Raw genomic sequence first — 25,509 nt, forward strand, 5'->3', positions numbered from 1 at the left:
TTTGTTTAGTTAGCGGACCAAGAATAGGTCGTGGTAAAGAAATACAGTGCCGGATTATGGTAGTGGCCGTTTAACGATTCCGTGAGGTCACTTACTTCCGATGAGTCGATGAATACGCCAGTAAAAGCAAATCCAAGCGTGCGGCCGCCGCTCAGCGCATAGTCAATACCTGTCCCGATGCGGATAGCGCCGCCAGTTGGGATGGTGACGTCTCCGTTGTATTGATGTTTAAACATGCTGGTATCGTAGGCTACCCCTGCATTCCACTTAATGTTTGGATTGACGGTAAATTGTGTGCCAAAAGCAATTTGGTAGGTATCTTGAAATTTATCATTTGAAGAATAATCACTCCAATCCTGCCAGTTTAAGTTACCCATGATCGCCAATTGGTCGTTAACTCGGTGATAGGCACTAAAGGCAATTTGTTGTGGGCTGATTGCGCCGCTGTTGGTACTGAAATCAAGATCAAGAGGGGCAATATTGCCCGATAGCTTGAAATCAAATTCAGCTTTTGATGTATAGGCAAGGCCTAGGCGCGTATTACTGCTTGGTTCAAATAATACGCCGAGTTTCGCGTTGTAGGCGACGTCAGTATCATCGACATCTGAGCTCAGAATTGGACCTTTTGCTTCAAAGGTACCGTAGTGAAGTCCCAGTCCTGCTCCTAATGACCATTGTTCATTTAGGCGATAAGAAGCCGAAGGTTGAAGCACAACACTCTGTGTTTTACCTTCTGAAATCGGGAAATTATCATATTCCAACCCCATTCCATAGTTGCCGTACAAGCCGACACCTAGGGTCAGTTGTTCATCAATCTGCTGACTATAAAACGCTGAGCCCATTGGCACAAAACCAATCACATTTCCTGCATCACGACCACTGTTCATTTCATAGGTTGCATCACCATATAAACCTTGTAGTCCGCCAGTAAAGGAGCGCCCTTTAAGATGGCTCAGCCCGGCAGGATTGGTTGCTAGTACTGAGGCATCCTGAGCTCGGGCAGCATTGCCTGCTGAGGCAAAGCCAACATCACTGTTCGCCAGTTCATAAAGATAGAGGCCTGCTGCTTGAGTTGATGAACATAAAATCACTGACGAGGATAGGGTTGCTTTGATAATTTTATTCATTGTTATGCGCTTCTGTTAGAGAAAGGACCGAATTTTAAGAAACTCCTGTGCAGAAAATTTTGACTAAGAACAGGTTGTAATCTCTTGTTATGTAGGAGAAATCTGCAAATTGTTCAGAGTTGTCATTTCTAACTCGTTGTTTCTTTAACAACTATAGAGTGGATTGTATGAGTCACGCTGGAGATACAGGAAAAATCATTCGATCTGTTGAGGATATTATTGAGTGAGTAACCCCCTCGAAGGAGTTTTGTGTTCCGCGCTTAGAACCAATGGAAGGGGAATAAAAAAGCCACTGTAATGACAGTGGCTTGATAATGACAACTGGCGTTGACGCTTTATTTGTTTTCGGCTTGGGCCGCTTGAATCGCGGTCAATGCGATAGTGTAAACAATATCGTCAACCAATGCGCCGCGAGACAAGTCGTTGACTGGCTTACGCATACCTTGCAGCATTGGGCCAATTGACACAAGATCCGCACTACGTTGTACCGCTTTGTACGTTGTGTTACCTGTGTTGAGGTCAGGGAATACAAATACAGTCGCTTTACCCGCAACTGGAGAGTTTGGCGCTTTAGATTTAGCAACGTTCTCCATGATTGCCGCATCGTACTGAAGTGGGCCGTCAATGATAAGATCCGGACGTTTTTCTTGAGCGATACGTGTTGCTTCACGTACTTTATCTACGTCAGCACCTTTACCTGATTCGCCGGTTGAGTAAGAAATCATGGCAACACGTGGATCGATACCGAATGCCGCTGCAGATTCTGCAGATTGAATCGCGATTTCCGCCAATTGCTCTGCGTTTGGATCTGGGTTGATCGCACAGTCACCGTATACCAATACTTGGTCAGGGAGCAGCATGAAGAAAATCGAAGAAACGATTGACGTATTCGGGGCTGTTTTGATGATCTGGAATGGAGGTACGATAGTATTTGCCGTGGTATGAACCGCGCCAGACACCAGACCGTCAACTTCATTCGCTTCTAGCATCATTGTGCCAAGGAATACTGAATCTTCCAGTTTTTCACGAGCAACAACTTCAGTCATGCCTTTCGCACCGCGAAGTTCAACCAAGCGTGGCACGTATTGCTCACGTACAGCCGCTGAATCGATGATTTCAATGCCAGCGCCTAGGGTAACGCCTTGTTGCTCAGCAACACGCTTAATTTCGGCAGGGTTACCGAGAAGCACACAAGTCGCGATACCGCGCTCGGCACAGATAGCCGCCGCTTTTACTGTACGTGGCTCATCACCTTCAGGAAGAATGATGCGTTTGCCTGCTTTACGTGCAAATTCAGTTAATTGGTAACGGAACGCTGGTGGGCTTAGGCGACGAGATTTTTCAAAGCCTTCAGTTAGAGAGTCAATCCAGTTGCCGTCAATATGACTTGCGACGTGCTCGTTAACGAATTCAATACGTTCTTTATCATTCGCAGGAACTTCTAAGCTAAAGCTTTGCAAGTTCAAAGACGTTTGCCAAGTATTACCTTGCGCTTTGAAAATTGGCAAGCCAGATTCAAATGCCGGTTTACAAAGATCAACGATCTCTTTTGGCATATCGTAACCACCTGTCAGAAGGATGGCACCGATTTCTACACCGTTCATTGAAGCAAGTGCTGCCGCAACAATCACGTCAGGGCGGTCAGCTGAAGTCACCAGCAGTGAACCTGGTTTGAAGTGTTCAATCATGTGCGGTAGAGAACGAGCACAGAAAGTGATGCTCTTAATACGACGCGTATTGATATCACCTTGGTTAACCACTTCAGCGTTTAAATGCTTGGCCATGTCGATAGCACGAGTCGCAATGAGGTCAATACTCCACGGCACACAACCTAGAACGCGAATTGGGCTTGAGTTAAAGATTTGCATTACTTCAAGCTGGTTTTGAGTTGCGCTGTCGGCATCATCAAAGATTTCAGATAAGTCAGGGCGGGTGCGTCCTGCATCATCGACTGGCGCGTTCAGTTTGTTGATGATGACACCTGAAATATTTTTATTCTTGGTGCCGCCATAGTTTGAACAAGCGACTTCAATACGCTCTTTAAGCTGTGAAGGGTTGTCAGTACCTGGGGTTGCAACCAATACAATTTCAGCGCCAAGTGTTGCGGCAATTTCTGCGTTTACACTGTTTGCGAAAGGATGTTTACGAGTAGGAACCAAACCTTCAATCAAGGTGACTTCAGATTCTTGGTTGATCTGGTTGTAACGCTCAACAACGGTTTCCAAAAGCTCGTCCATCTTGTCGCTGCTGATAAGGTTATCAACCACAGACATTGGCATTGGCTCGCCAATTTTGATGGTGCTGTTTGCTGCAACGATCGTAGATGTTAGATCTGGTTGATCACCACCGCTACGAGGTTGAGAAACAGGTTTGTAGAAAGAGACTTTAACGCCTTTGCGCTCCATCGCGCGAAGAACACCCATACTGACACTAGTAAGACCAACACCAGCGCTAGTAGGGATAAGCATAATAGTACGGGACATTAGCAGAGTACCTTTAACTATTGAATTAAAGCTCAACTTCTTATTCCTGGGCTTCAGTGGAATAGAAAATGAGCCCTGAAGTTTTTTCTAAGATTAGAAAGAAAACTGGCTAGCCGATGGCTAGCCAGTAAAGTCATTAAAGACCAGCTAGGCTTGCTGTATCTTCGGCAATGACGAGTTCTTCGTTAGTAGACACGACCATTGCAGGAATGCGGCTGTTAGCCGTAGTAATTGTACCTTCACCACCAAAGCGTGCTTTAAGGTTGGCTTCGCCATCCACTTCGATACCAAAGATACCAAGACGGTTAAGAACCATCTCACGAATTGGTGCTGAGTTTTCACCAATACCGCCAGTAAAGACGATCGCATCTAAGCGGCCTTCTAGAGACGCCGTGTAGCCAGCCACATATTTTGCTAAGCGGTGGCAGAATACGTCCATTGCACGAGTTGCTTCTTCTTTTTCGCCATAGTTGTCTTCAACAAAACGACAGTCTGAAGTCACTTCAGTTAATCCTTGCAGACCAGATTCTTTGGTCAACATGGTGTTGATTTCTGCAACCGAGTAACCTAGTGCGTCATGAAGGTGGAAAACGATAGCTGGGTCAATATCACCACAACGGGTACCCATCACCAAGCCTTCGAGCGGTGTTAGGCCCATAGAAGTATCAACCGATTGACCATTTTTCACTGCACACACTGATGCGCCGTTACCTAGGTGACAGTTGATGATGTTGACTTCTTCAACTGGCTTATCAAGCAGTTTGGCGATTTCGCGGGTGATGAATAGGTGAGAAGTACCGTGCATGCCGTAGCGACGAATACCATTCTCTTTATACAGCTTGTAAGGTAGCGCGTATAAGTATGACTCTTCAGGCATCGTTTGGTGGAAAGCCGTATCAAACACAGCAACGTTTTTCAGTGTAGGGAATGATTTTTGAGCAGCTTTGATACCGATGATGTGCGCTGGGTTATGAAGAGGCGCGAGTGTTGCACAGTCTTCAATGCCTTTAATAACGTCATCAGTGATCAGTGCTGACTTAGTGAATTTCTCACCACCGTGAACAACACGGTGACCGATAGCTTTTAATTGCTCTGCCAGCTCAGGCTTAGAAGCAAGAATAGTTTCAACGATGAAAGAAAGTGCTTCATCGTGTGCAGCACCATCACCAAGCTGTGCTTCGTGTTTGCCGTCCAGTTTCCACTTAATGCGCGCTTCTGGAAGGTGTAGACATTCGGCAAGTCCGGTGAGATGCTCTTCGCCGTTGTCAGCATCTACAATCGCGAACTTGAGTGATGAACTACCGCAGTTTAAAACTAAAACTAGCTTAGACATGTGTTACTACCTGTTATTCGTCTGATAAAAATCAGTAAGTATTAAAAATCTTCACAAGAATATAGCCGAACTCACTAAGAGTGCGAACTTATCTTGGTCAATAAACTTGCCATTTCCGTTTGTTGAGACGTTGCTTTACCATCAAGGCAACTTGTGCAATCCTTGCAAAATTCCTATCAAAGTTGCCTATTTTGTAAATAACGGCAACAATGGTATTGAGGGTTCGCAAAGGATAGCGATAATCAGCAAATATAACAAAAAAAATTTGAAATTATATTAACTTTTATCAAGTTTTTACGCTTTAAGTTGAAAGATTAAACTAAATTTTAGCGGTCGAGGCGTAACGCTGGAGTAAGGGGATACCATGAGTAATAAAGTTGGATTAGTGCATAATCTAAGAGATGGACAGAAGTACATGGATATCTGGCCGATGCGTAAAGAGCTCACGCCTATTTTTCCTGAGCAACGCATCATTAAAGCAACCCGTTTTGCCACTAAATCAATGCCCGCCATTGCGGCAATTAGTGTTCTGACACAGATGGTGTTCAATAACTATCAATCGATGCCGCAAACAGTGGTGATTGCGTTATTTGCTATTAGTTTACCGATTCAAGGGTTTTGGTGGCTTGGTAATCGCGCCAACACGCAGTTACCGCCGTCTCTTGCGGGTTGGTATCGTGAGTTACACCAAAAGATAGTTGAAAGTGGTGGGGCTTTAGAGCCGATTAAAAGCAAGCCTCGCTACAAAGAACTGGCCAAAGTGCTCAACCGCGCTTTTCGCCAATTGGACAAGTCGGCTCTTGATCGCTGGTTTTAGAAAGTGTCTAGTTTGATATTGAAAAAAAAGCTCCCCTTGCTGGGAGCTTTTTTTTATTTGATCGAGTAAAGGGTTAATCAGAAACGGCCATTGCGTGTTTAGGATCAACATATTCAAGGTCAAATGCTTGAGCGACTTCTTTACATGTGACTTTGCCATCAATGACATTCAGTCCTTTCAACAGCCCCTCATCTTGAAGTAGGGCGTTTTTATAGCCATGGTTCGCGAGCTTAACAATATAAGGTAAGGTGGCATTGTTTAATGCAAAAGTGGACGTTCGCGCTACCGCCCCTGGCATATTGGCAACACAGTAATGCACCACATCATCGACAATATAAGTTGGGTCGGCGTGAGTCGTCGCGTGAGAGGTTTCAAAACAGCCCCCTTGGTCAATGGCGACATCGACAACAGCAGAACCTGGTTTCATGTTTGCGATGTGCTGCTTAGTGACTAATTTTGGGGCGGCAGCGCCCGGAATCAGAACCGCACCAATGACTAAATCCGCTTCGGTGACATGCTTTTCAACGGCATCCTCAGTCGAATAGACAACTTTGGCACGACCTTGAAACTCTTCATCTAGTTTACGAAGTGTATCGACGTTACGATCCAAAATAGTGACATCGGCTCTTAAGCCAACCGCCATCCGCGCTGCATTGGCGCCCACAACACCGCCTCCGAGAATGACAACTTTAGCAGGCTCAACCCCTGGTACACCGCCGATCAACAGCCCTTGGCCACCATGTGATTTCTCCAAAGTTTGTGCACCTGCTTGAATAGACATTCGACCCGCAACCTCAGACATTGGTGCTAATAGTGGCAAGCGACCCATATTATCTGTTACAGTCTCATAGGCGATGCAGACTGCTTTGCTCTTGATTAGCTCCTCAGTTTGTGGAAAATCTGGTGCTAAGTGCAAATACGTAAATAAAATTTGCCCTTCTTTGAGCATGGCGCGTTCAGTAGCCTGAGGTTCTTTGACCTTCACAATCATATCTGCTTTCGTAAAAACGTCAGCAGCAGTAGGAAGAATGGATGCCCCTACAGCGATGTAATCATCGTCTGAAAAACCGATGCCCACACCGGCATTAGTTTCTACAAAAATTTGGTGACCATGCGAAATAAGTTCGCGAACGCTAGCTGGGATCATTCCCACACGGTATTCGTGGTTTTTGATTTCCTTTGGAACGCCAATGATCATCCTGACTCCTTATTTTTATTTGGTTGTATTAACTATGTTTTGGGTGTTGATATCGAATTTAAATCTAGTATAGGATTAAGTTTGAGAAATTTGATGCTGAATATTGAATAGTTGTAGTATATATTTTTGCAAGGAAGTAATAAGGTGGAATAAAAAATGGCAGACAACAATAAGAAGCCGTCCAAGGATTTAGACCGTATCGATCGCAATATTCTTAACGAATTGCAAAAAGATGGTCGCATTTCAAACGTAGAACTTTCTAAGCGCGTTGGGCTATCTCCAACCCCGTGTTTAGAGCGTGTGCGCCGTCTTGAGCGTCAAGGGTACATTACTGGATATACCGCTCTTCTAAACCCACAATATTTAGATGCCTCACTTTTGGTGTTTGTTGAAATTACACTTAACCGTGGTGCGCCAGATGTGTTTGAACAGTTCAATACTGCGGTTCAAAACCTAGACGACATTCAAGAATGTCATCTCGTTTCTGGTGATTTCGACTATCTATTAAAGACACGTGTATCGGATATGGGCGCCTACCGTAAACTGCTAGGCGACACATTGCTGCGCTTACCTGGTGTGAATGACACTCGAACTTACGTAGTAATGGAAGAAGTGAAGCAAACGAATCAATTGGTTATAAAAACACGATAGAAACGCTAACGCTTTGAATCCTTTTCCAGATTCTGACGTTAGTTAATTGGGTTTTTGACATCAATATGGTTAAATCGGTAGTCCGAGACGACGTTGTCGCTCGGACTATTTTTATACATTAAGCTTTTATTTTTATAGTTAAGTTGGTTATGTTCAAAGAGAACAAAAGTAAAGTAGAAACAATCATTAAAACGGGTGAAGAGTCTTCCTCTTCGCGCTTGAGCGGAACGCAGCGGTTGAGAGAGTGTGCGCTGATTGTCGCCGTGCTTTTTTCGATTCTGCTTGCTGTTTCACTCGTTACTTATAGCCCAGCAGATCCTTCTTGGTCTCAAACTGCGTGGGGTGTGGATATTGAAAATGCAGGTGGTATTGTCGGCGCTTGGATTGCGGATACTCTGTTTTTCACTTTTGGTTCTTTAGCTTACCCGATACCCGTTATTCTAACATGCGCGGCATGGGTATTGTTCCGTAAGCGTGATGAAGACGAACCGCTTAACTTAATGCTTTGGGGCACTCGGCTTTTAGGGCTGTGCGTTCTAATCTTAACCAGTTGTGGTCTTGCAGATATCAACTTCGATGATATCTGGTATTTCTCTTCAGGCGGTGTGATTGGTGATGTACTCACCAGCCTTGCACTGCCCACACTTAACGTGTTGGGTACAACCCTAGTTCTGCTTTTCATGTGGGGGGCAGGGTTTACGCTGCTCACAGGTATTTCTTGGCTGGATATTGTTGATGGGCTTGGCAGTTTAAGCCTGCGCCTCATGACTGGCCTGTTAAACAAACTGCGTGGTCGTCAAGATGAAACCCTTGAGCCTTCACTGACCTCAACCATTGCTGAGCGCAAAACACTGACCGCGGAAGATTTTGTCGCCTCACGTGATGTCGATGCTCAAACGCATTCTGAGCCTTCGCCGCTCGCCAGTGAAACAGCGGCGGATGAGCCTGTAAACGATGAACCACCACAAGCGCGTCGTTTCAATATTCATGTCCCTGATTCACGTAGCGACGATCCGCTTATGGCCCCGACTGCGTCATCAGAACCTACGCCAGAGCCGATGTACATCGCGCAAGAAGATGAAGATACGTTTGATGCTGATGAACGAGAGCGTCAGTTAGGCGCAACCATTGAACAGTTAGAAGCCGCTGCGAAAACGGGCGAGCACAATCATGAACAGGCAACGTCGTCTGTAGCGATTGAGCAAGCGTCTTATTCAACGTCCGCAGCTCATTCAAGTAATGATGAAGATGAAGATTTGCAAACGGATGAGCTGCCTTGGCAAGTGGATGTTGAAGAGCAAGATACGCCAGCATTAAGTGAAGAGCAGTGGTCACAGATCAGCCAAGACATTACGCCGGAGTCTGAACCTAGTTTCTCGAGTTTTGAGATTGATGAGCAAGAGAATGACGTTTCAACGGCACCTGCGATGGAGAACGACGATCAAGATGCGGACGTTGAAGCGTTTCAAGATATTGTTAATCAGGCGCAAGCGACGCAGGCCGCTCAACAAAACCCATTCTTAGCCAAAAAAGAAGAGATTTTACCAAAACCGGCTGAGCCAATGCCGACGTTAGAGCTGCTCTATCATCCCGAGAAACGTGAAAACTTTATCGACCGCGATGCATTGGAAGATATTGCTCGTTTAGTGGAAGCTAAGCTGGCAGATTATAAGATTAAAGCGCGTGTGGTTGATATTTTCCCTGGGCCGGTCATCACCCGTTTTGAGCTCGACCTTGCTCCTGGGGTCAAAGTGAGCCGAATTTCTGGCTTATCAATGGATTTGGCTCGCTCGCTGTCAGCGATGGCGGTTCGTGTTGTCGAAGTCATACCTGGTAAGCCTTATGTGGGGCTAGAATTGCCGAACATGAGCCGTCAGACCGTGTATTTATCTGATGTTATTGCTAGCTCTCAGTTTAAGGACGCAAAATCCCCCACCACGGTTGTGCTTGGACAAGATATTGCGGGTGACGCTGTTGTTGCTGACTTGGCGAAAATGCCTCATGTACTGGTGGCGGGTACCACTGGATCGGGTAAGTCGGTTGGGGTGAACGTAATGATCCTCAGCATGCTATACAAATCGACACCAGAAGATGTTCGCTTCATCATGATTGACCCGAAAATGCTTGAGCTATCGGTTTATGAAGGCATCCCTCATTTGCTATCAGAAGTGGTCACCGATATGAAAGATGCCTCCAATGCATTACGTTGGTGTGTCGGTGAAATGGAGCGCCGTTATAAGCTAATGTCAGCGCTTGGGGTACGTAATATCAAAGGCTTTAATGACAAGCTGAAAATGGCGGCGGAAGCTGGTCATCCAATTCACGACCCATTATGGCAGCCAGGTGATAGCATGGACGAAGAGGCGCCACTGCTTGAGAAACTGCCGTATATCGTCGTGATTGTTGATGAATTTGCCGATTTGATGATGGTGGTTGGTAAGAAAGTTGAAGAGTTGATTGCTCGTCTGGCTCAAAAGGCGCGTGCGGCCGGGATTCATCTCATTCTCGCCACTCAGCGCCCATCGGTGGATGTCATCACTGGCTTAATTAAAGCCAATATTCCGACTCGAGTTGCCTTTACGGTTTCGACTAAGACTGACTCACGAACCATTCTTGATCAAGGCGGCGCGGAGTCGCTACTTGGAATGGGGGATATGCTGTATCTACCTCCAGGCTCTAGCCATACGGTTCGAGTGCATGGTGCGTTTGCTTCGGATGATGATGTGCATGCCGTGGTTAACAACTGGAAAGCGCGTGGTAAACCGAACTATATCGACGAAATTACTAACGGTGAGCAAAGCCCTGAAACGTTACTACCTGGCGAGAAAATGGAGTCAGATGAAGACGTTGATCCGCTGTTTGATCAAGTGGTTGAGCATGTCGTCGAATCAAGACGAGGGTCAGTATCAGGCGTTCAGCGCCGCTTTAAGATAGGTTATAACCGCGCCGCACGAATCGTGGAGCAGCTGGAAGCTCAGGGGATTGTTAGTGCCCCAGGGCATAATGGGAATCGAGAAGTCATCGCCCCGAAGCCGAATCGCGATATGAATTAACCCAATAAAAAAATCCCCGCATTAAGCGGGGATTTTTTTATCGTACCGTCATTACGATTTTGATTTGGTAAATTGCGAGATCAAAATGATAGCGAATGCGACTAAATTGCCCGCAAAGATAATGACCAACCACTGTGGCATAGACAAGGTCAGAAATTGCCATACGATTTTGCTGCAGTCGCCGTAGGCTTCAAACATCCATGGCATCCATTTATTCAGTGGCAGCCAGCTGGGTAAAGACACGAATACATCGCAAGTTGCGAAAGGAGATGGGTTAAATTGGTATTCGACATGCTGCATCGCAAGAGTTAGGCCTTTATATGCACTCACTCCCCAACCCAGCAGCCCAAGCCAGCGAAAGATGGGATTGTTTGGTGCTATGAGGCCGAGAACGGCTGCGCCGCCAATACCGACCATCGCAATACGTTCATAAATACACATCACACACGGAGCGAGCATTAAAACATGCTGAAAAAACAGCGCGCAAGCTTCAAAGAAAATCACGAACAGTAGCAGTAATAGCCAAGACAGCCGTCGAGTAGAAAAGGTTTTTATTGTTGTTAAAAGATTCACTTCATTGATCCTTATAAAAAAAGCTCTGAGTTATCAGAGCTTTTTATCTAGAAATAGTTTCGGGTGCAAACGAATTTTTAGTGTCCGCTACCAGAAATTGGTGAGCTAGGTTCCATTACCACATCGCTTATCCAGCCTAAGTCATACATCGCTGCTGAAAGTGGTTCAAGAAAGAACATAATCCCAGCCAGACCCGTCAGTGTTAATACAATGGTGTAGGGCAGCGCCATCAGCACCATACGGCCGTAGGACAGGCGGATCAACGGAGCGAGCGTTGAGGTCAGTAAGAACAAGAAGGCCGCTTGGCCATTCGGTGTCGCGACTGAAGGTAGGTTCGTCCCCGTATTGATCGCAACGGCGAGCATATCGAACTGTTCGCGTGAGATGATGCCTTCATTAAGCGCGGTTTTCACCTCGTTAATGTAAACCGTACCGACGAACACATTATCCGAAACCATGGAAAGTACCCCGTTGGCTAGGTAGAACAGAGCTAACTGAGCGCCGTCGTCTTCGATGTGTAATACCGAGTCGATAACGGGTTTGAACAATCCTTGGTCGATGATAACGGCAACAATCGAGAAAAATACCGCTAGCAGTGCTGTGAAAGGCAGTGCCTCTTCGAACGCTTTACCTAATGCATGTTCTTCGGTAATACCGGTAAAGGTGGTGGCAAGAATGATGACAGACAAGCCAATCAAACCGACGGCGGCAAGGTGTAAAGCCAGTGCGACAATGAGCCAGACTGCAATGAAGCCTTGTGCCCACAACTTAGCGACATCCTGATTGGTGCGTTTTTCGGTTTGCTGATTATCAAACTCTTCCAATATCGCGCGCACATTAGCAGGTAGCTGTGCACCGTAACCGAAGACTTTGAACTTTTCGACCAGTACGCAAGTGGCGATACCTAGTATAAACACCGGCAGTGTAATGGGGGCCATGCGTAAAATGAACTCACCAAATAGCCAATTGGCTTGATCGGCGATGATCAAGTTTTGCGGTTCGCCAACCATGGTTGTGACTCCGCCAAGCGCCGTACCAACACCAGCATGCATCAGCAAAGAGCGTAAAAACGCGCGATAGTTTTCTAAATCTTCTCGTGTTAATTCAGTGAAATGCTCATCTTGGGTATGATCGTGATCGGGCGCCGTACCGCGTCCGGAAGCGACCTTATGGTAAATCGAGTAGAAGCCAACAGCGACACTAATGACAACCGCGATGACGGTCAGCGCATCTAAAAATGCGGACAAAAATGCGGCGGCAAAGCAGAAGGCGACAGACAGCAGAACTTTTGAGCGGATGCCAAGCAAAATCTTGGTAAAGATAAACAGCAGCAGCTGTTTCATGAAGTAAATACCCGCTACCATAAACACCAATAGCAGTAACACTTCTATATTGGCGACAAGCTCATGTTTCACATGTTCAGGACTCGTCATCCCAATAGCAATCGCCTCAATCGCTAACAATCCACCTGGCTGAAGTGGGTAGCATTTTAACGCCATTGCTAAGGTAAAGATAAATTCTGCGACCAAAACCCATCCGGCAAGAAATGGGTCAACAAGGAAGAAAAGAATGGGGTTGAGCACCAAGAAAACAATGATGGCAACTTTATACCAGTCTGGTGCTTTGCCAAGAAAGTTTTTAACTAGGGCATTCCCGAAAGATATCGGCATTTGGACTACTCTTTATGTTGTTTTAATCTAGAGGTGAAGCGCTTGAATTATATTGATGTGGGCTATCTGACTTGCGGGAATGATTTGGTAAAACGACAAGTACGTATTCCTTGTGGTCTTGCCAAGCCATCCTTTGAGAAGACAAGCACTCATACTTAGGAGTTACTCTACTCTCCACAGCCATTTAGTCAACGATTGGTTAAATGAATCGTTGATTTATGGGATTTTTTGTTGAAAAACGCGATCAAAGTGGTATTCAGAATATCAACGCAATGTTGTTTCATTGTTTTAAGGTTGGTTGTCTTTTGTTAATGTTATGCATTTTTAGCACTAAACTCGTCTCTATATTGACACGTAATGAATATATAGATTGATTTTTGAGCGTCTGGGCCCGGATCAAGCCTGAGTCTGCCATTTCATTCAACGCAGGCCAATAATTTGGGTGAATATGGGTTGGTTAGTGAAGATTTCTTCACTACGTGAGTGAGCACTGTGTGCTTGAGCCCAAGTTTCACGGGCGTTAATTTCCTGTACCCTGTAACTAGTGGTATGATGAGTCACATTAGACCCAAATAACGAATAAATTGGATTAAAAACTAAATGGTCATTAAGGCAAAAAGCCCTGCGGGATTCGCAGAGAAGTATATTATAGAAAGTATTTGGAAAGGGCGTTTTCCTCCAGGTTCCATTTTACCAGCAGAGCGTGAGCTTTCCGAGCTCATTGGTGTCACTCGTACAACCTTAAGGGAAGTGTTGCAGCGTCTTGCTCGTGATGGATGGTTGACAATTCAGCATGGTAAGCCGACGAAGGTGAACCAATTTATGGAGACCTCAGGTCTGCATATCCTAGATACATTGATGACACTCGATGCCGAAAATGCGACCTCCATTGTCGAAGATCTGTTAGCTGCTCGCACCAACATCAGTCCCATTTTCATGAGTTATGCATTCAAGCTAAATAAAGAGCATGCAGAGCGCACGATCATCACCGTAATTGAGTCTTGTGAAACTCTGCTTGGCGCAGAGTCTTGGGATGCGTTTATGGCATCTTCACCTTATGCAGAGAAGATTCAACAGCATGTGAAAGATGATGGTGAGAAAGACGAATTGGTACGCGAAGCTAACTTGATCGCAAGAACCTTCAATTTCTACGATTACATGTTATTTCAAAGACTTGCATTTCATTCCGGAAACCAAATTTATGGTTTGATCTTTAACGGCATTAAAAAGCTGTATGATCGTGTCGGCAGTTATTACTTCTCTAATCCAGAGTCGCGTAAATTGGCATTGCAGTTTTATCGTGACTTATTGGATGTGTGTAAAGCAGGTAACCGTGATCAAGTTGCCGTTGTGGTACGTCAATATGGTATGCACAGTGCGCAAATTTGGAATGAGATGAAAAAGAGCTTACCAACCAGCTTTACTGAAGACGATAGCTAATACGGTGTTTATCGAAGGTCACAAAAAAGCCCCTGTTTAAAGGGGCTTTTTACTTTACGCAGGATTTAGCAATCGTCTTCTGACCCGCCAGCCGCTTTGAACCAATCGCAAAGATGCTGTTTCAAATTTTTCAATTCCTCAGGCCCAATTAATGCTAACCCCAAGTCTTCAGCGCGCGTGATGTCGTTATAGCGCAGTGGACGAAAACTGACGAGCATTGCGCGAGCTTGCAGCCCACCCAATAAGTCGCGTAGTGACTCCAACTTATACAGCGTGTCATCGCCATCATCACGCATGCCTTTGGTCTTACACTCAATAATATGCAGCTTGTTATTGACGACAGAGGCAACGTCTAATTCATTGCGGACTTCGCGATCGCCAAGCGTACGATATACCTGAACATTCAGTGAACGGTCTTGAATCGTCGGTAAATCTTCTTGGATCTGCTTGACCGTGCTATGCACGAGCGTTTCAAGCCATTCCCCATTTGAAAAGCGACGAGCATCTTCGTTGGCAAACGTCAGTATACCATCCTGATATGTGGCTATTTTGGCTTCAACAAGGTCATCTATTAGCATCGCTAACTCGCGATAGCCTTGCTGCTTTTCAGACAGTTCTACATCTAACTTGTGTTCTTTGCGGCAGGTAGTGGCGAGGTAGTTTAGCGTTGCAAGGCCAGGCCCTAATTCTAAAGCGTTACTTGCCCAGCTCTCGCCGAGCTGATAGAGCTTCTGATCAAGCTGTGGTGAAATCTCATGTTCACAGAATTCACCTCGCGCACCGAAGATCGTGAGGTAGTCCGAGATCGTGATATGGTCTTCGACTTGAACTTCTTGCTTACCGTCAGGGTAGAGCCAACATAAGCTGTCGGTGCTTGGTTCAACGACGAAAATGTCCCAGTGATACGAACGAAATACCTCATAAATCGACAATAAACGATGTCGCAATCCACAGCTCGCATTAAGTTTAACTTCTTCCTCGCCGCGGTTTTTCAACTCCTTGGCTAAGTGATCAACGGCGGTTTTTAGTTGGGAGGTGTTGGCTCGAATCGGTATCTCAAAAAATTCGGAGGTGATGTCGCGCTGCTTTAAAACTGTATCTAAACGCTGGTACATAACGTGTTGCGTACTATCGCCGATAAAAATGATGTGACGACTCACGGTACGTTTATCAAACAGGGGAGTGATTAAACGGATAGGATCCGAGTCTATGATGCCTACATGAACTGCCATATGATTTCCTCATGTATGGCTTGCAAAAATGAAGAGTCTTGAAAAGTGGGCAAGCCTTATACATTGATATAATGACATGCATCCCAAAAAACAAGGGCGACTTTCAATGAAAGTCGCCCGAGCTCAATAATTTACAGGGATTTTACAATTTGAAACGATGGACCAATTCACCTTGTTGATTGGCCATTTCTGTGAGTTGCACATTGGTGTGTGCAATATCTGCCATGGCTTGATAGCTCGTACTGGCGATGGTGTTGATCTCCTCAATGTTTCTGGCGATGTCTGAGGTTGTTTCACTCTGCTCCGCCGCGGCTTGGGAAATATGACCACTCATTTGGCTGATTTCGATGATCAGTGCCTGTATCTCTTCCATTGCGTTATTAGCGAGCGCCGCTTGCTCGACGGATAATGTCATATCCTGCATACAGCTCTCTATCACTTGGCTTGCGGTGGTGGAACTGGTTTGGAGATTACTGATCATATCTTCGACTTCCGTTGTTGAGTCGGTAGTCCTTTTGGCAAGTACACGGACTTCATCGGCGACGACGGCGAACCCTCGTCCTTGTTCTCCGGCACGTGCTGCCTCAATGGCCGCGTTGAGAGCTAATAAATTGGTTTGTTCAGCAATATTTCGAATCACGTCCAAAATAGTACCGATTTTACCACTCATCACTTTAAGCTCAGCAACCGCTTCAACCGAATGCGTGAGGCGGCTTTCTAATTGGTGAATGGTGGTGATGTTTTCGTTCATCACTTTACGCCCAGAGTCAGAAGCGGTTTCTACTCGTTCAACCATTTGCTGCGAGCTTTGTGCGTTGTTGGCCACTTCTTGTACCGAATGGGCCATCTCTGTCATGGCCGTCGCCACATTGGCTGTTTGTTCTCGTTGTTGGTTAAGCTGCGCTTGCGCGTTATTGGACGTCACTTGATTGTGATTGGCTGTGGACGTTAAGTCATCCGACGCGCTGTTTAATTTAACCAGTATATTGTGCAGATTATCCGCTAACGAGTTAATGTGATGACTTAAGCGGCTAAACTCATTGTTGTAACGAATTTCAATGCGCTGAGTCATATCGCCTTGCGTGAGGCTTTCGAGTGTAGCAAGAATGCGTGTTAACGGCTCTCGTACACTGTGCGCGATATGGTAACCGATGCCTGCTGCAAGTAAGGCAACCACCAAACCAATGGTGACAGCCTTAATCAAACCGCTGTTGTAGACTTGCTCGGCATCTTGCAAGGCTTGATTTAAGCCGTTTTCAGCTTCGGTGCTGAAGGTTTCGAGCAACAACATGGTGTTATCTACTTCGTTCGCGAGATTAGTGATGTTGTCATACAAAGCCGATTTTGCACTGAGGTAGTCATGATGTTGATCAAGCACGCCACCTTTCTGACCGATGTCGCGAGTAAACTGTTCGACTTGGTCATCAAAGGCGTCTTTTAACTCGGGTAACTGCGCGGTCAGGCCGCGATAGGCGTAATTTAAATGAGTGACGGCCTTTTTGTTTTTGGCGACGGCATTCGACACAAACTCAGTGTCACTGCTGGCGAGTGCATCAGAGGTAATACTTTCAGCTTCTTTTAGTTTAATGAAGTAGCTCTTTGCCATGATCTTTACAGAGATGCTTGATTGCCCGTCGACATATTCTTTCATTCCCACACTAAGTGATGAGGTTAAACGCTGAAAATCACGAGTTGATTGCTGAACTTGCGCTTGTGCATCAAACATGGCTTGGTAATTTGCCATTGCTTTTTCTGCTTCAGAAAAATAGCGCGCCTTGCCTTCTTCGAGTGCCGTCATTTGTTCGACCAGAGCCGGATGGTTGCTGCTGGCGTTTTTTAAATTATTGAGGGCATCACTGTAACGTTGCTCGGCCTGCGCGAACTGCTCTTGCATCTCTGCCATCCGCTGTTTACTTTGCGTCGTCAGAAAATCCTTAAAATACTTGTCGGCGCTAAGGAGTTTAACGCTGGTCTCATTCGAGAGGGAAACTAAGGGCAAAGAGCTTTTTGATACCGAGGTAAAATTACTTTGAATCATCTGCATGCTGCGCATCATTAAAAATGTGGTAATGGCAAACATGACTATGATCAGTGCAAAACCGGCGTACATCCGCCGTATCACTGAACCTTGCATAAATCTCTCCCTTATTCACGTGGCAAAAATATGATCTGTTTAAAAAAAGTTAACAGAAACAGCATCATGATATTTCAGGTGAGACGCGCATTTTATGACGCACAATACAAAAATAGTTTAGTTAAGGGACTGAATTCTTAATCTGTTAACCTCACTCTGTTTTTATTGAGCTTTCTATGCCCTTGCCGCATACTCAGTGGAATTAGGTCGTTTCGCATAATCTCTATCAGTTGGAGGAACCATGACTGAAGAAACCATTTTTAGTAAAATTATTCGTAAAGAAATTCCCGCCGATATCGTCTACCAAGATGACTTAGTGACTGCATTTCGTGATATTAATCCCCGCGCTCCAAGTCATATTTTGATCATTCCCAACAAACATATTCCGACGGCAAATGACGTAACGACTGAAGATGAACTTGCTCTTGGTCGCCTATTTACTGTGGCGAAAAAATTGGCTAAAGAAGAGGGCATTGACGAAAACGGCTACCGTTTGATCGTCAACTGTAACGCTCACGGCGGTCAAGAGGTCTATCACATTCATATGCATTTGTTGGGCGGCCAACCGCTTGGGCCTATGCTATTAAGCTAAACTATTTCTTTGTGTAATGGTCTTACGCCAGTATTGGAGGCATGGGTCGCGACTTATGCCTGTTTGTCTGAACTATTTGATAGGAGAGTGAAGTGCGCTATCGCATTCAACTCGTACTGGCAATGGTTAGCACAACGTTACTGACCTCTTGTGCTAACTTCTCTGCAGGTAATCTTTTTAGTCACTACAGTGCGCAGCAGCGTGACCTCTATCAATCGGTCAAATCTGGTCAATATCAAAAAGCCAAGCAGGCGCTTGGTGATGATGTGGCCGGGGCGATTCTGGATAATTTCGAACAAGGGCGTGTTGCGATTCTTAACCAAGATTACGCACAAGGCCGCCAATTTCTCGACCAAAGCGATCAAGCGGTTCGAGAGCAGCAAGATAAAGCAACCATATCCATTTCTGAGTCGGCAATCAGTGCCGGCTCACTTGCAACTAATGATAACCTCAATATTTATCGCCCTGCGGATTATGAGCTTGGTTTTTTGCATCTCTATTTAGGTTTAACCTACGTCTATGACAATGATTTGCAAGGCGCGTTAGTGGAAATGCGCCGTGCGAACCAAATTCAAGAGCAAGCCCGTAAAACGCGAGAAGCAGAGTTAGAAGCGGCGCAAGATAAGATGCAATCGCAAGGCCTAAGTCCAAATCTTGGGAGCATTTTGGCCAATTACCCGGATGCGGGCAAAACACTTCAAGCAGTGCAAAATGGGTATCTGCTCTATCTCTCTGCGCTCTTGTATGAAGCGTCGGGTGACTTGAATGGTGCGTACGTGGATTATCGGCGTGCATTAGCCGTTTCCGCCGATAATTCTGATGTTGCTATGGCAACCATGCGTGTTGCCAAGCGTCTTGGAATGGATCAAGACTTGCTCAAGCTCCGCCAACGCTATGGTGACGTTGAACCGCTGCGTTCGACACAAAGCCGAGTTATCATCATTGAAGAGCAGGGCGTAGTTGATGCGTTACAAGGCTGGAAACAGGCTTTACCTATCTTTGACAGCAAACGAGGAACAGCTTGGTATACTTTAGCACTTCCTTACTACCCAAAGGTAGGCGATGAAACGTTTGTGCCGATGACGTTAAATGGAGATCAAGTGGAGAGTTCTCAGTTGGCGGATGTCGATAATATGGCCTCCCATGATTTGTCTGAGCGCATGCCAAGCATTATCTTACGACAAGCGTTACGTGTTGTTACCAAAGAGCAATTACGCCGTCAAGCGGCGAAAGATGATGTCGGGAATTTGCTATTTAATGTGTGGAATACGCTCACCGAGCAACCGGACACACGAAGTTGGTTAACATTGCCAGCACGTGCAAATAGCGCCACCATTAATGTTGAGTCTGGTACGCAGACACTCAATATTGGTGAAAAAACATATTCGTTTGATGTAGAAGCGGGTCGAACGGTATTGGTTTGGCTCTCTCGCCAAGGTAGCAATGCGACCGTTTGGCATAAACAACTAGGAAGGCTGTAATGAAAAAATGGTTATTAGTGACATTTGCTGCGCTGACTCTCAGTGCGTGTGCCGATAATACTGCAGGGCTGAGAATTGATGGTGCCACTCAAACGGTATTATTTGGTGACAACGTGTTGGGCTCGCGTCTAAAAATTGACCACATTACCACGCAAGATGTGAATGGCAGAACTCGTGGAATCGTTCGGCTTGCAAGTCAATACAAGGGCGATCAACATATTCAATACCGTTTCTATTGGTATGATGACCAAGGCTTGGAAGTGAATTTGAAACAAGGCCCTTGGCGTCAAGCGGTAGTGCGTGGTATGGAAACTATCGCGATATCTGAAGTGTCTATCAACCCTCAAGGGACACAGTTCCGTGTACAAATCCGTGAACTGGACAACTAACTTTTGGTCTAATGTTCTTAGACCTTCATTAAAATAGTAATCGAATTGGTAAATGAGGAACCAATAATGAACAAAAGTCTTCTTGCTTTACTGGGCTTAGCAGTGGTTTTAGGTGGTTGTTCAAATACAGTCAGCTATGGTGATGCGCAAGCGGTTGAAACGACAACAATTGATTTCGGTTCAACCGATTTACAAAAAATTGCCGCCGATATGGTCGACAGCATGATGGCCTCCGGGTCGGTCGCGGCGATTACCCAAAACAACCGCCCAATCGTTTTTGTTGAGAGCATCAAAAATAAAACCAGTGAACACATTGATACGGAATCCATTACCGATAGCATCAGCACTAAGCTGTTGAACTCTGGTAAATTCCGTTTTGTCGACATGAATCGCGTTGAATCTGTTCGTGAGCAACTAAACTTTCAAAACAACGATGAGTTGGTGAATCAAAGCACGGCGATCCAATTTGGTAAAATGGTGGGAGCACAGTACATGCTCTACGGTAATTTATCGAGCATTGCCAAAACGGCGGGCAGCGATAAAGACGTTTACTACAAAATGACTATGCGTTTAATGGATCTGCAAACCGGTCTAATCGAATGGGCGGATGAAACTGAAATTCGTAAGCAAGGCTCTAAAAGTTTTCTTGGCTTATAATCGCTGATTAACGTTAAGCGTGAAGGAGGAGTAATGGCTCGCATGTCTTGGCAAGAGGCTTGTCATCTTGATGAGTCACTGGCTTCCCTTGATACCTTCTTCACTTTGCCCCCCGCGTACGCACAGACGTTGACCGGGGGGTTGACGAATCGTTGCTGGAAAATCGTTCTCTCCGACCAACAAGCTTATGTTTGGCGGCCTAGCACGCTGATCACTCAAGCATTCTCTATTTCTCGTGTCCAAGAATATCAAATCCTCAAAGCCATTGAGCAGACCCAACTTGGGCCAAAACCGATTTATTTAAACAGTGCAGGTTTGTTGGTTGAATGGATTGAAGGCAAAGCGCTCACGCATGACCTTGGGTTTGATTCATTACTTAAGAGCTTGGTCAAAGTGCATCTGTGCAGTGTCGAACGGATGCCGACCGCACCATTTAATTATACGGCTCGAGTCGATCATTACTGGATGAGCCTAGAGAGCCATTACAAAGTGGAGCCCTACCTATCTATTTATCAGCGCTGGCGATCACAGCCAAATTTGACTCATGTTGGAATCGCGTTATGCCATTTTGATTTAGCGGGTTATAACATGATTGATACCGAGTTAGGTCATCGAATTATCGATTGGGAATACGCAGGTATTGCCGATCCAAGATTGGATCTCGCATTGTGCATTGATATTTGCCAAGAAAAGCCGCTTGAAGCCGTGTTTCGCTATTGCCAACTGCGCAATATTGTCGAGGTGGATGACTGGGTTGATGGCGTTCAAGCTTGGCTACCTCGAGTGACGATGATGGCATTGCTTTGGTACTTACTGGCTCACCAATTATGGGGTGATGAACAATACCTTACCCAAGCGCAGCAACTTGTTGAAAGTTTTGATGAGTGATCATTTTTTGAGAATCGAGAGAGAGAATGCAGACTGCTCAGGTTTAAAACCTTAGCTTTCATGGTAGATTAATAGGACAAAAATCGGGGGCACCATGATTATTTACTTACACGGATTCGATAGCACCAGTCCTGGCAACCACGAAAAGGTGATGCAGTTGCAGTTCATTGATGAAGACGTCAGGTTTATTAACTACAGCACATTGCATCCCAAGCATGATATGCAGCACTTGCTGAAAGAAGTCGACAAGGCGATAGAGTTATCGGATGACACCTCACCACTGATTTGCGGCGTCGGATTAGGCGGATATTGGTCGGAGCGCATTGGTTTTCTGTGTGGCATTAAGCAGGTCATTTTTAATCCAAACTTGCACCCACAACACAATATGGAAGGGCGAATTGATCGTCCCGAAGAATATGACGATATCGCCACTAAATGTGTGACTAATTTTCGAGACAACAATAAAGGTCAGTGTATGGTGATTTTGTCAAAAAATGACGAAATTCGCGATAACTCTGATGTGGCACAGGAATTGTCACCTTATTATCCGGTTGTATGGGACGAACAAGAGACACATAAGTTTAAAAAGATCTCTCATCATCTACAGGCAATAAAGGCCTTTAAGCAGCAAAATTGATTATTATCGAGCTTAAAAAGCAGCATGTGAAAACACGCTGCTTTTTTTATGTTTTTGAAACGGTGTTTTTGTAATTTTAACCTGAGAAAATTTGTTTCAATATTTCATTTATCGACGTCATTCTTAGGTTGCACGGTCGGTTTTGACCTATATAATGACAATCCTAAATTTATTTGATAAATGTCAAGAAAAATTGAGAGCGAGCGAAGAACGCCGCCCCAAAAATGTCAGGTTGAGCACAGAGTTAGGCAAGCTTACGCGCGAAGAATAAACAACGAATAAACCCTCATCGCAATCTGCCTTGAACCGATGCTATGACGCAGCCTTAACGAATTTTATCGGGACGATTTATCGGCCTGAAACATGTTTATTCATTTTATGAGGATTGTTGTTTTGACAAAAATTGTAGTTGTTGGCGGTGGTGCCGGTGGTTTGGAGCTCGCGACCAAGCTAGGCCGAACCTTAGCCCGTAAGGGGAGAGCGCAAGTAACGTTAGTCGATAAAAATTCAAGCCACTTGTGGAAGCCGTTACTGCACGAAGTGGCAACTGGCTCGCTGGACGAAGGTGTGGATGCGCTCAGCTATCGTGCTCATGCGAAAAATCATCACTTCGATTTTCACCTTGGTTCGTTATGTGGCATCGACCGTGAACGTAAAGTGATTAAACTGGCAGAACTGACGGACGATGAGGGTGAATTGCTCATGCCGGCACGTGAAGTCGACTATGACATGTTAGTGCTTTCAATTGGTTCAACATCAAACGACTTTAATACGCCAGGAGTACGAGAGAATTGTATTTTCCTCGACAGCCCGGATCAGGCGCATCGCTTCCGTAGCGAAATGAACAATGAGTTCCTCAAGTTACACGTCAAGAATGGTCATGGCACCGTCGATATTGCGATTGTGGGTGGTGGTGCGACAGGTGTGGAGCTGTCCGCAGAGCTTCACAATGCTGTGCAAGCACTACAAACTTATGGGTTTGGCGACCTTGACTCCAGTAAGTTGAACGTCAATCTTGTCGAAGCTGGTGAGCGCATTCTTCCTGCGTTGCCAACTCGCATCTCTTCAGCTGCGCATCAAGAATTAGTCAAATTGGGCGTTAATGTACGTACTTCGACCATGGTGACTTGCGCAGACAGCGAAGGGTTAACCACGAAAGAGGGCGAGAAGATTCCAGCGCAGCTCATGGTTTGGGCGGCAGGGATTAAAGCGCCAGATTTTATGAAAGACTTTGGCGGTTTAGAGACTAACCGCATCAATCAATTGGTTGTGACGCCGACGCTGCAAACGACTCGCGATGAAAACATTTTTGTGATCGGCGATTTGGCACAATGTGAGCAAGCGGACGGTAAATTTGTACCACCACGCGCTCAAGCGGCTCACCAGATGGCGAGTCGAGCATTCAGTAATATTGTGGCTAAGTTGAGTGGCCGTGACATGAAGCCTTATGTGTATAAAGACCATGGTTCATTGGTTTCTCTTAGCCGCTTCTCTACCGTTGGTAGCTTAATGGGCAACCTCACTAAAGGCTCAATGATGGTTGAGGGGCGTATCGCCCGTGTGGTGTATATTTCATTATACCGAATGCACCAGATGGCGTTACATGGCATGTTTAAAACGGCGCTAATCATGTTGATGGGACGGATTAACCGAGTGCTACGACCGAACTTGAAACTGCATTAAGTTGGTCAACGTTATGACGAAAAAAAGAGCCTATTGATAGGCTCTTTTTTTTATCTACGTTAGCTTGGGATTATGGCGTAAACCATGCCATCGCGTGGCTGCTTGTTAAAGAGGTAACGATTACGTGCTAAGGCTTCAAATTCAGCGCCACAACGCTTGGCGATGATTTGACTCGGTTGATTCTCAGGATCACAGACAATTTCTAATCGACTCAGTTTTAACTGACCAAAGCAGAATTCAGTTAAGGCTTCAACGGCTTCTTTAGCATAACCCTGAAGCTGAAACTCATCGGCTATCCAATAGCCGATACTTGCCATATTAAAGGTATGATAAAACTCATTAATAGCGACCATGCCGAGCAGTTGGTCATCACAACGGCGGAATACGCCGAATCCAAAAGCGCTGGATTTTACCCAGTTCAATCGCGTAGAGACAATAAAATGTTCCGCGTCGAGAGCAGTGAAGTTTGGTACACACCAATCGACCCAGCGATGTAAGCTTGGCGATAACGCAACGCAGGCTTGGAGCTGTTCGCTGTGCGCTGAGTCGATCAATTTTAGACACAGTCTCGGCGTGACAATTTGATAATCAGGGCTCATCCGTCACCTATAGAAATGCCCTCTAGATGAGGGCATTACGGGTTATTCTTGCTCGGCAACTTTACGTACTTGAATGATAACACCAAGCAGAGGATGGTCGAGGTAATGAGTCTCGCCACTTCGCATTCGGCGTTTTTGTTCCATGCGGTAAGCTTTCAAGAAGCGCTGCTCTTTGACGATAGGCGAGACATCTTCCATCAATCCGACCTGAACTGTGTCATCTTGAGCTTGGTCGGTTGATGCATCTTCAGGGGCTAAATCAAGTTCCTTCTCTTCAAGCGTCACATTACGAACACTTGGCTCATTGAGATCGAGCTGGAGATCAGCATACAAATAGTGCTCAACATAGACTTGGAATTTGCCATCTAACTCATAAACAGGCCCATTGACGCTTTGCTCTGTCACACCGTCGATGACTTCATTACCTTGATTTTCACGTGGTGAGCCGTCTGCGGTAAATTGCTCAGAAAAGTCACGTCCTGCGCGGATATGGAAGATAGGTGACGCGTAGCGACCGCCATCACCTTGTCGCCATGCCTTGTGAAACAAAACCTGAAAACCCGCGTGCGCGTCGAGTTGCTGCTCTTGCGGGTTGAGCTGATATTGTGAAGCAGGAAGTAACTGTGCCCCTTGGCTGTTTACATAACTTTCGTCATTGAGGCTGCCTGCCTTGCTCATATCAATCTTAGGCAATTCATTTGGCCAAGATTCTGTTGTCTGCTCGGCATCAACTGCGCGTTTAAAAATGATCACTTCTACATCGAATTGGCGCTGTGCCCAAGATGGCAAAGCGACAAAGAAAAGTAAGAGTGGTATCAGCTTTTTCATTACAACTCCGTAATTCGGTTTAAGCCTAGATTTGTTGCTTTCAT

General features: G+C 45.6%; 21 protein-coding genes. 11 read left to right on the forward strand and 10 right to left on the reverse strand.

Annotation, left to right across the window (positions count from 1 at the left end):
- Positions 1-5: 5 nt before the first annotated feature.
- From M1D72_RS12915 to M1D72_RS12925, 3 genes are all read right to left on the reverse strand, one after another.
- Positions 6-1,127 (reverse strand): OmpP1/FadL family transporter, encoded by a 1,122-nt coding sequence (locus M1D72_RS12915; RefSeq protein WP_456297141.1) that lies wholly within the window; start codon positions 1,125-1,127, stop codon positions 6-8.
- 335 nt (positions 1,128-1,462) lie between these two features.
- Positions 1,463-3,610 (reverse strand): phosphate acetyltransferase, encoded by a 2,148-nt coding sequence (pta, locus tag M1D72_RS12920; RefSeq protein ID WP_390190480.1) that lies wholly within the window; start codon positions 3,608-3,610, stop codon positions 1,463-1,465.
- A 136-nt stretch (positions 3,611-3,746) separates the two neighbouring features.
- Positions 3,747-4,943 (reverse strand): acetate kinase, encoded by a 1,197-nt coding sequence (locus M1D72_RS12925; RefSeq protein ID WP_456297142.1) that lies wholly within the window; start codon positions 4,941-4,943, stop codon positions 3,747-3,749.
- A 364-nt stretch (positions 4,944-5,307) separates the two neighbouring features.
- On the opposite strand from M1D72_RS12925, the gene yfbV reads away from it, so the two are divergent.
- Positions 5,308-5,760 (forward strand): terminus macrodomain insulation protein YfbV, encoded by a 453-nt coding sequence (gene yfbV / locus M1D72_RS12930; protein ID WP_390190477.1) that lies wholly within the window; start codon positions 5,308-5,310, stop codon positions 5,758-5,760.
- Between the two features lie 73 nt (positions 5,761-5,833).
- On the opposite strand, the gene ald is transcribed toward yfbV, so the two are convergent.
- Positions 5,834-6,958, reverse strand: a complete 1,125-nt coding sequence (ald, locus tag M1D72_RS12935; protein ID WP_456297143.1) for an alanine dehydrogenase — start codon at positions 6,956-6,958, stop codon at positions 5,834-5,836.
- 156 nt (positions 6,959-7,114) lie between these two features.
- Here ald and lrp point away from each other — a divergent pair, with 156 nt between their 5' ends.
- On the forward strand, positions 7,115-7,609 hold the full coding sequence (lrp, locus tag M1D72_RS12940; protein ID WP_093269135.1) for a leucine-responsive transcriptional regulator Lrp: 495 nt from the start codon (positions 7,115-7,117) through the stop codon (positions 7,607-7,609).
- A 149-nt stretch (positions 7,610-7,758) separates the two neighbouring features.
- A complete protein-coding gene (locus M1D72_RS12945) occupies positions 7,759-10,662 on the forward strand; it encodes a DNA translocase FtsK 4TM domain-containing protein (RefSeq protein ID WP_456297144.1) in 2,904 nt (967 codons plus the stop codon).
- A gap of 51 nt (positions 10,663-10,713) precedes the next feature.
- Here M1D72_RS12945 and dsbB read toward each other — a convergent pair whose 3' ends face one another.
- Both dsbB and nhaB read right to left on the reverse strand, forming a co-directional pair.
- Positions 10,714-11,235: a disulfide bond formation protein DsbB gene (dsbB, locus tag M1D72_RS12950; protein WP_456297145.1), complete on the reverse strand. Its 522-nt coding sequence runs from the start codon at positions 11,233-11,235 to the stop codon at positions 10,714-10,716.
- Between the two features lie 77 nt (positions 11,236-11,312).
- On the reverse strand, positions 11,313-12,905 hold the full coding sequence (gene nhaB / locus M1D72_RS12955) for a Na(+)/H(+) antiporter NhaB (protein WP_390190472.1): 1,593 nt from the start codon (positions 12,903-12,905) through the stop codon (positions 11,313-11,315).
- Between the two features lie 600 nt (positions 12,906-13,505).
- On the opposite strand from nhaB, the gene fadR reads away from it, so the two are divergent.
- The gene (fadR, locus tag M1D72_RS12960) at positions 13,506-14,345 is read left to right on the forward strand and encodes a fatty acid metabolism transcriptional regulator FadR (protein WP_456297146.1); all 840 of its coding nucleotides are present in this window, start codon (positions 13,506-13,508) and stop codon (positions 14,343-14,345) included.
- 65 nt (positions 14,346-14,410) lie between these two features.
- On the opposite strand, the gene M1D72_RS12965 is transcribed toward fadR, so the two are convergent.
- On the reverse strand, positions 14,411-15,577 hold the full coding sequence (locus tag M1D72_RS12965; RefSeq protein ID WP_456297147.1) for a DUF1887 family protein: 1,167 nt from the start codon (positions 15,575-15,577) through the stop codon (positions 14,411-14,413).
- Between the two features lie 142 nt (positions 15,578-15,719).
- On the reverse strand, positions 15,720-17,711 hold the full coding sequence (locus M1D72_RS12970) for a methyl-accepting chemotaxis protein (protein ID WP_456297148.1): 1,992 nt from the start codon (positions 17,709-17,711) through the stop codon (positions 15,720-15,722).
- 241 nt (positions 17,712-17,952) lie between these two features.
- On the opposite strand from M1D72_RS12970, the gene hinT reads away from it, so the two are divergent.
- The 7 genes from hinT to M1D72_RS13005 all read left to right on the forward strand — a co-directional run bounded on the left by hinT (position 17,953) and on the right by M1D72_RS13005 (position 24,038).
- Entirely contained in the window at positions 17,953-18,303 is a 351-nt protein-coding gene (gene hinT / locus M1D72_RS12975; protein WP_390190465.1) for a purine nucleoside phosphoramidase, read from the forward strand.
- A 92-nt stretch (positions 18,304-18,395) separates the two neighbouring features.
- Positions 18,396-19,784, forward strand: coding sequence for a COG3014 family protein (locus tag M1D72_RS12980; RefSeq protein WP_456297149.1), 1,389 nt, complete (start codon positions 18,396-18,398; stop codon positions 19,782-19,784).
- Complete coding sequence (locus M1D72_RS12985) at positions 19,784-20,173, forward strand: YcfL family protein (protein WP_390190462.1); 390 nt, start codon at positions 19,784-19,786, stop codon at positions 20,171-20,173. Before M1D72_RS12980 ends, M1D72_RS12985 begins: the two co-directional genes overlap by 1 nt.
- A 66-nt stretch (positions 20,174-20,239) precedes the next feature.
- Entirely contained in the window at positions 20,240-20,830 is a 591-nt protein-coding gene (gene lpoB, locus M1D72_RS12990) for a penicillin-binding protein activator LpoB (protein WP_390190461.1), read from the forward strand.
- A gap of 33 nt (positions 20,831-20,863) precedes the next feature.
- Positions 20,864-21,718 (forward strand): phosphotransferase, encoded by an 855-nt coding sequence (locus M1D72_RS12995; protein ID WP_456297150.1) that lies wholly within the window; start codon positions 20,864-20,866, stop codon positions 21,716-21,718.
- Positions 21,719-21,812: 94 nt separating this feature from the next.
- On the forward strand, positions 21,813-22,355 hold the full coding sequence (gene ycfP, locus M1D72_RS13000) for an alpha/beta hydrolase YcfP (RefSeq protein WP_456297151.1): 543 nt from the start codon (positions 21,813-21,815) through the stop codon (positions 22,353-22,355).
- A gap of 393 nt (positions 22,356-22,748) precedes the next feature.
- Complete coding sequence (locus tag M1D72_RS13005; protein WP_456297152.1) at positions 22,749-24,038, forward strand: NAD(P)/FAD-dependent oxidoreductase; 1,290 nt, start codon at positions 22,749-22,751, stop codon at positions 24,036-24,038.
- Between the two features lie 59 nt (positions 24,039-24,097).
- Here the strand turns inward: M1D72_RS13005 and M1D72_RS13010 are convergent, their stop codons facing one another.
- Together M1D72_RS13010 and M1D72_RS13015 are read right to left on the reverse strand one after the other, a co-directional pair.
- The gene (locus M1D72_RS13010) at positions 24,098-24,637 is read right to left on the reverse strand and encodes a GNAT family N-acetyltransferase (protein ID WP_456297153.1); all 540 of its coding nucleotides are present in this window, start codon (positions 24,635-24,637) and stop codon (positions 24,098-24,100) included.
- A gap of 42 nt (positions 24,638-24,679) precedes the next feature.
- Complete coding sequence (locus M1D72_RS13015; RefSeq protein ID WP_456297154.1) at positions 24,680-25,465, reverse strand: peptidoglycan binding protein CsiV; 786 nt, start codon at positions 25,463-25,465, stop codon at positions 24,680-24,682.
- Positions 25,466-25,509: the final 44 nt, after the last annotated feature.

The organism is Vibrio sp. AK197 (assembly GCF_053903115.1).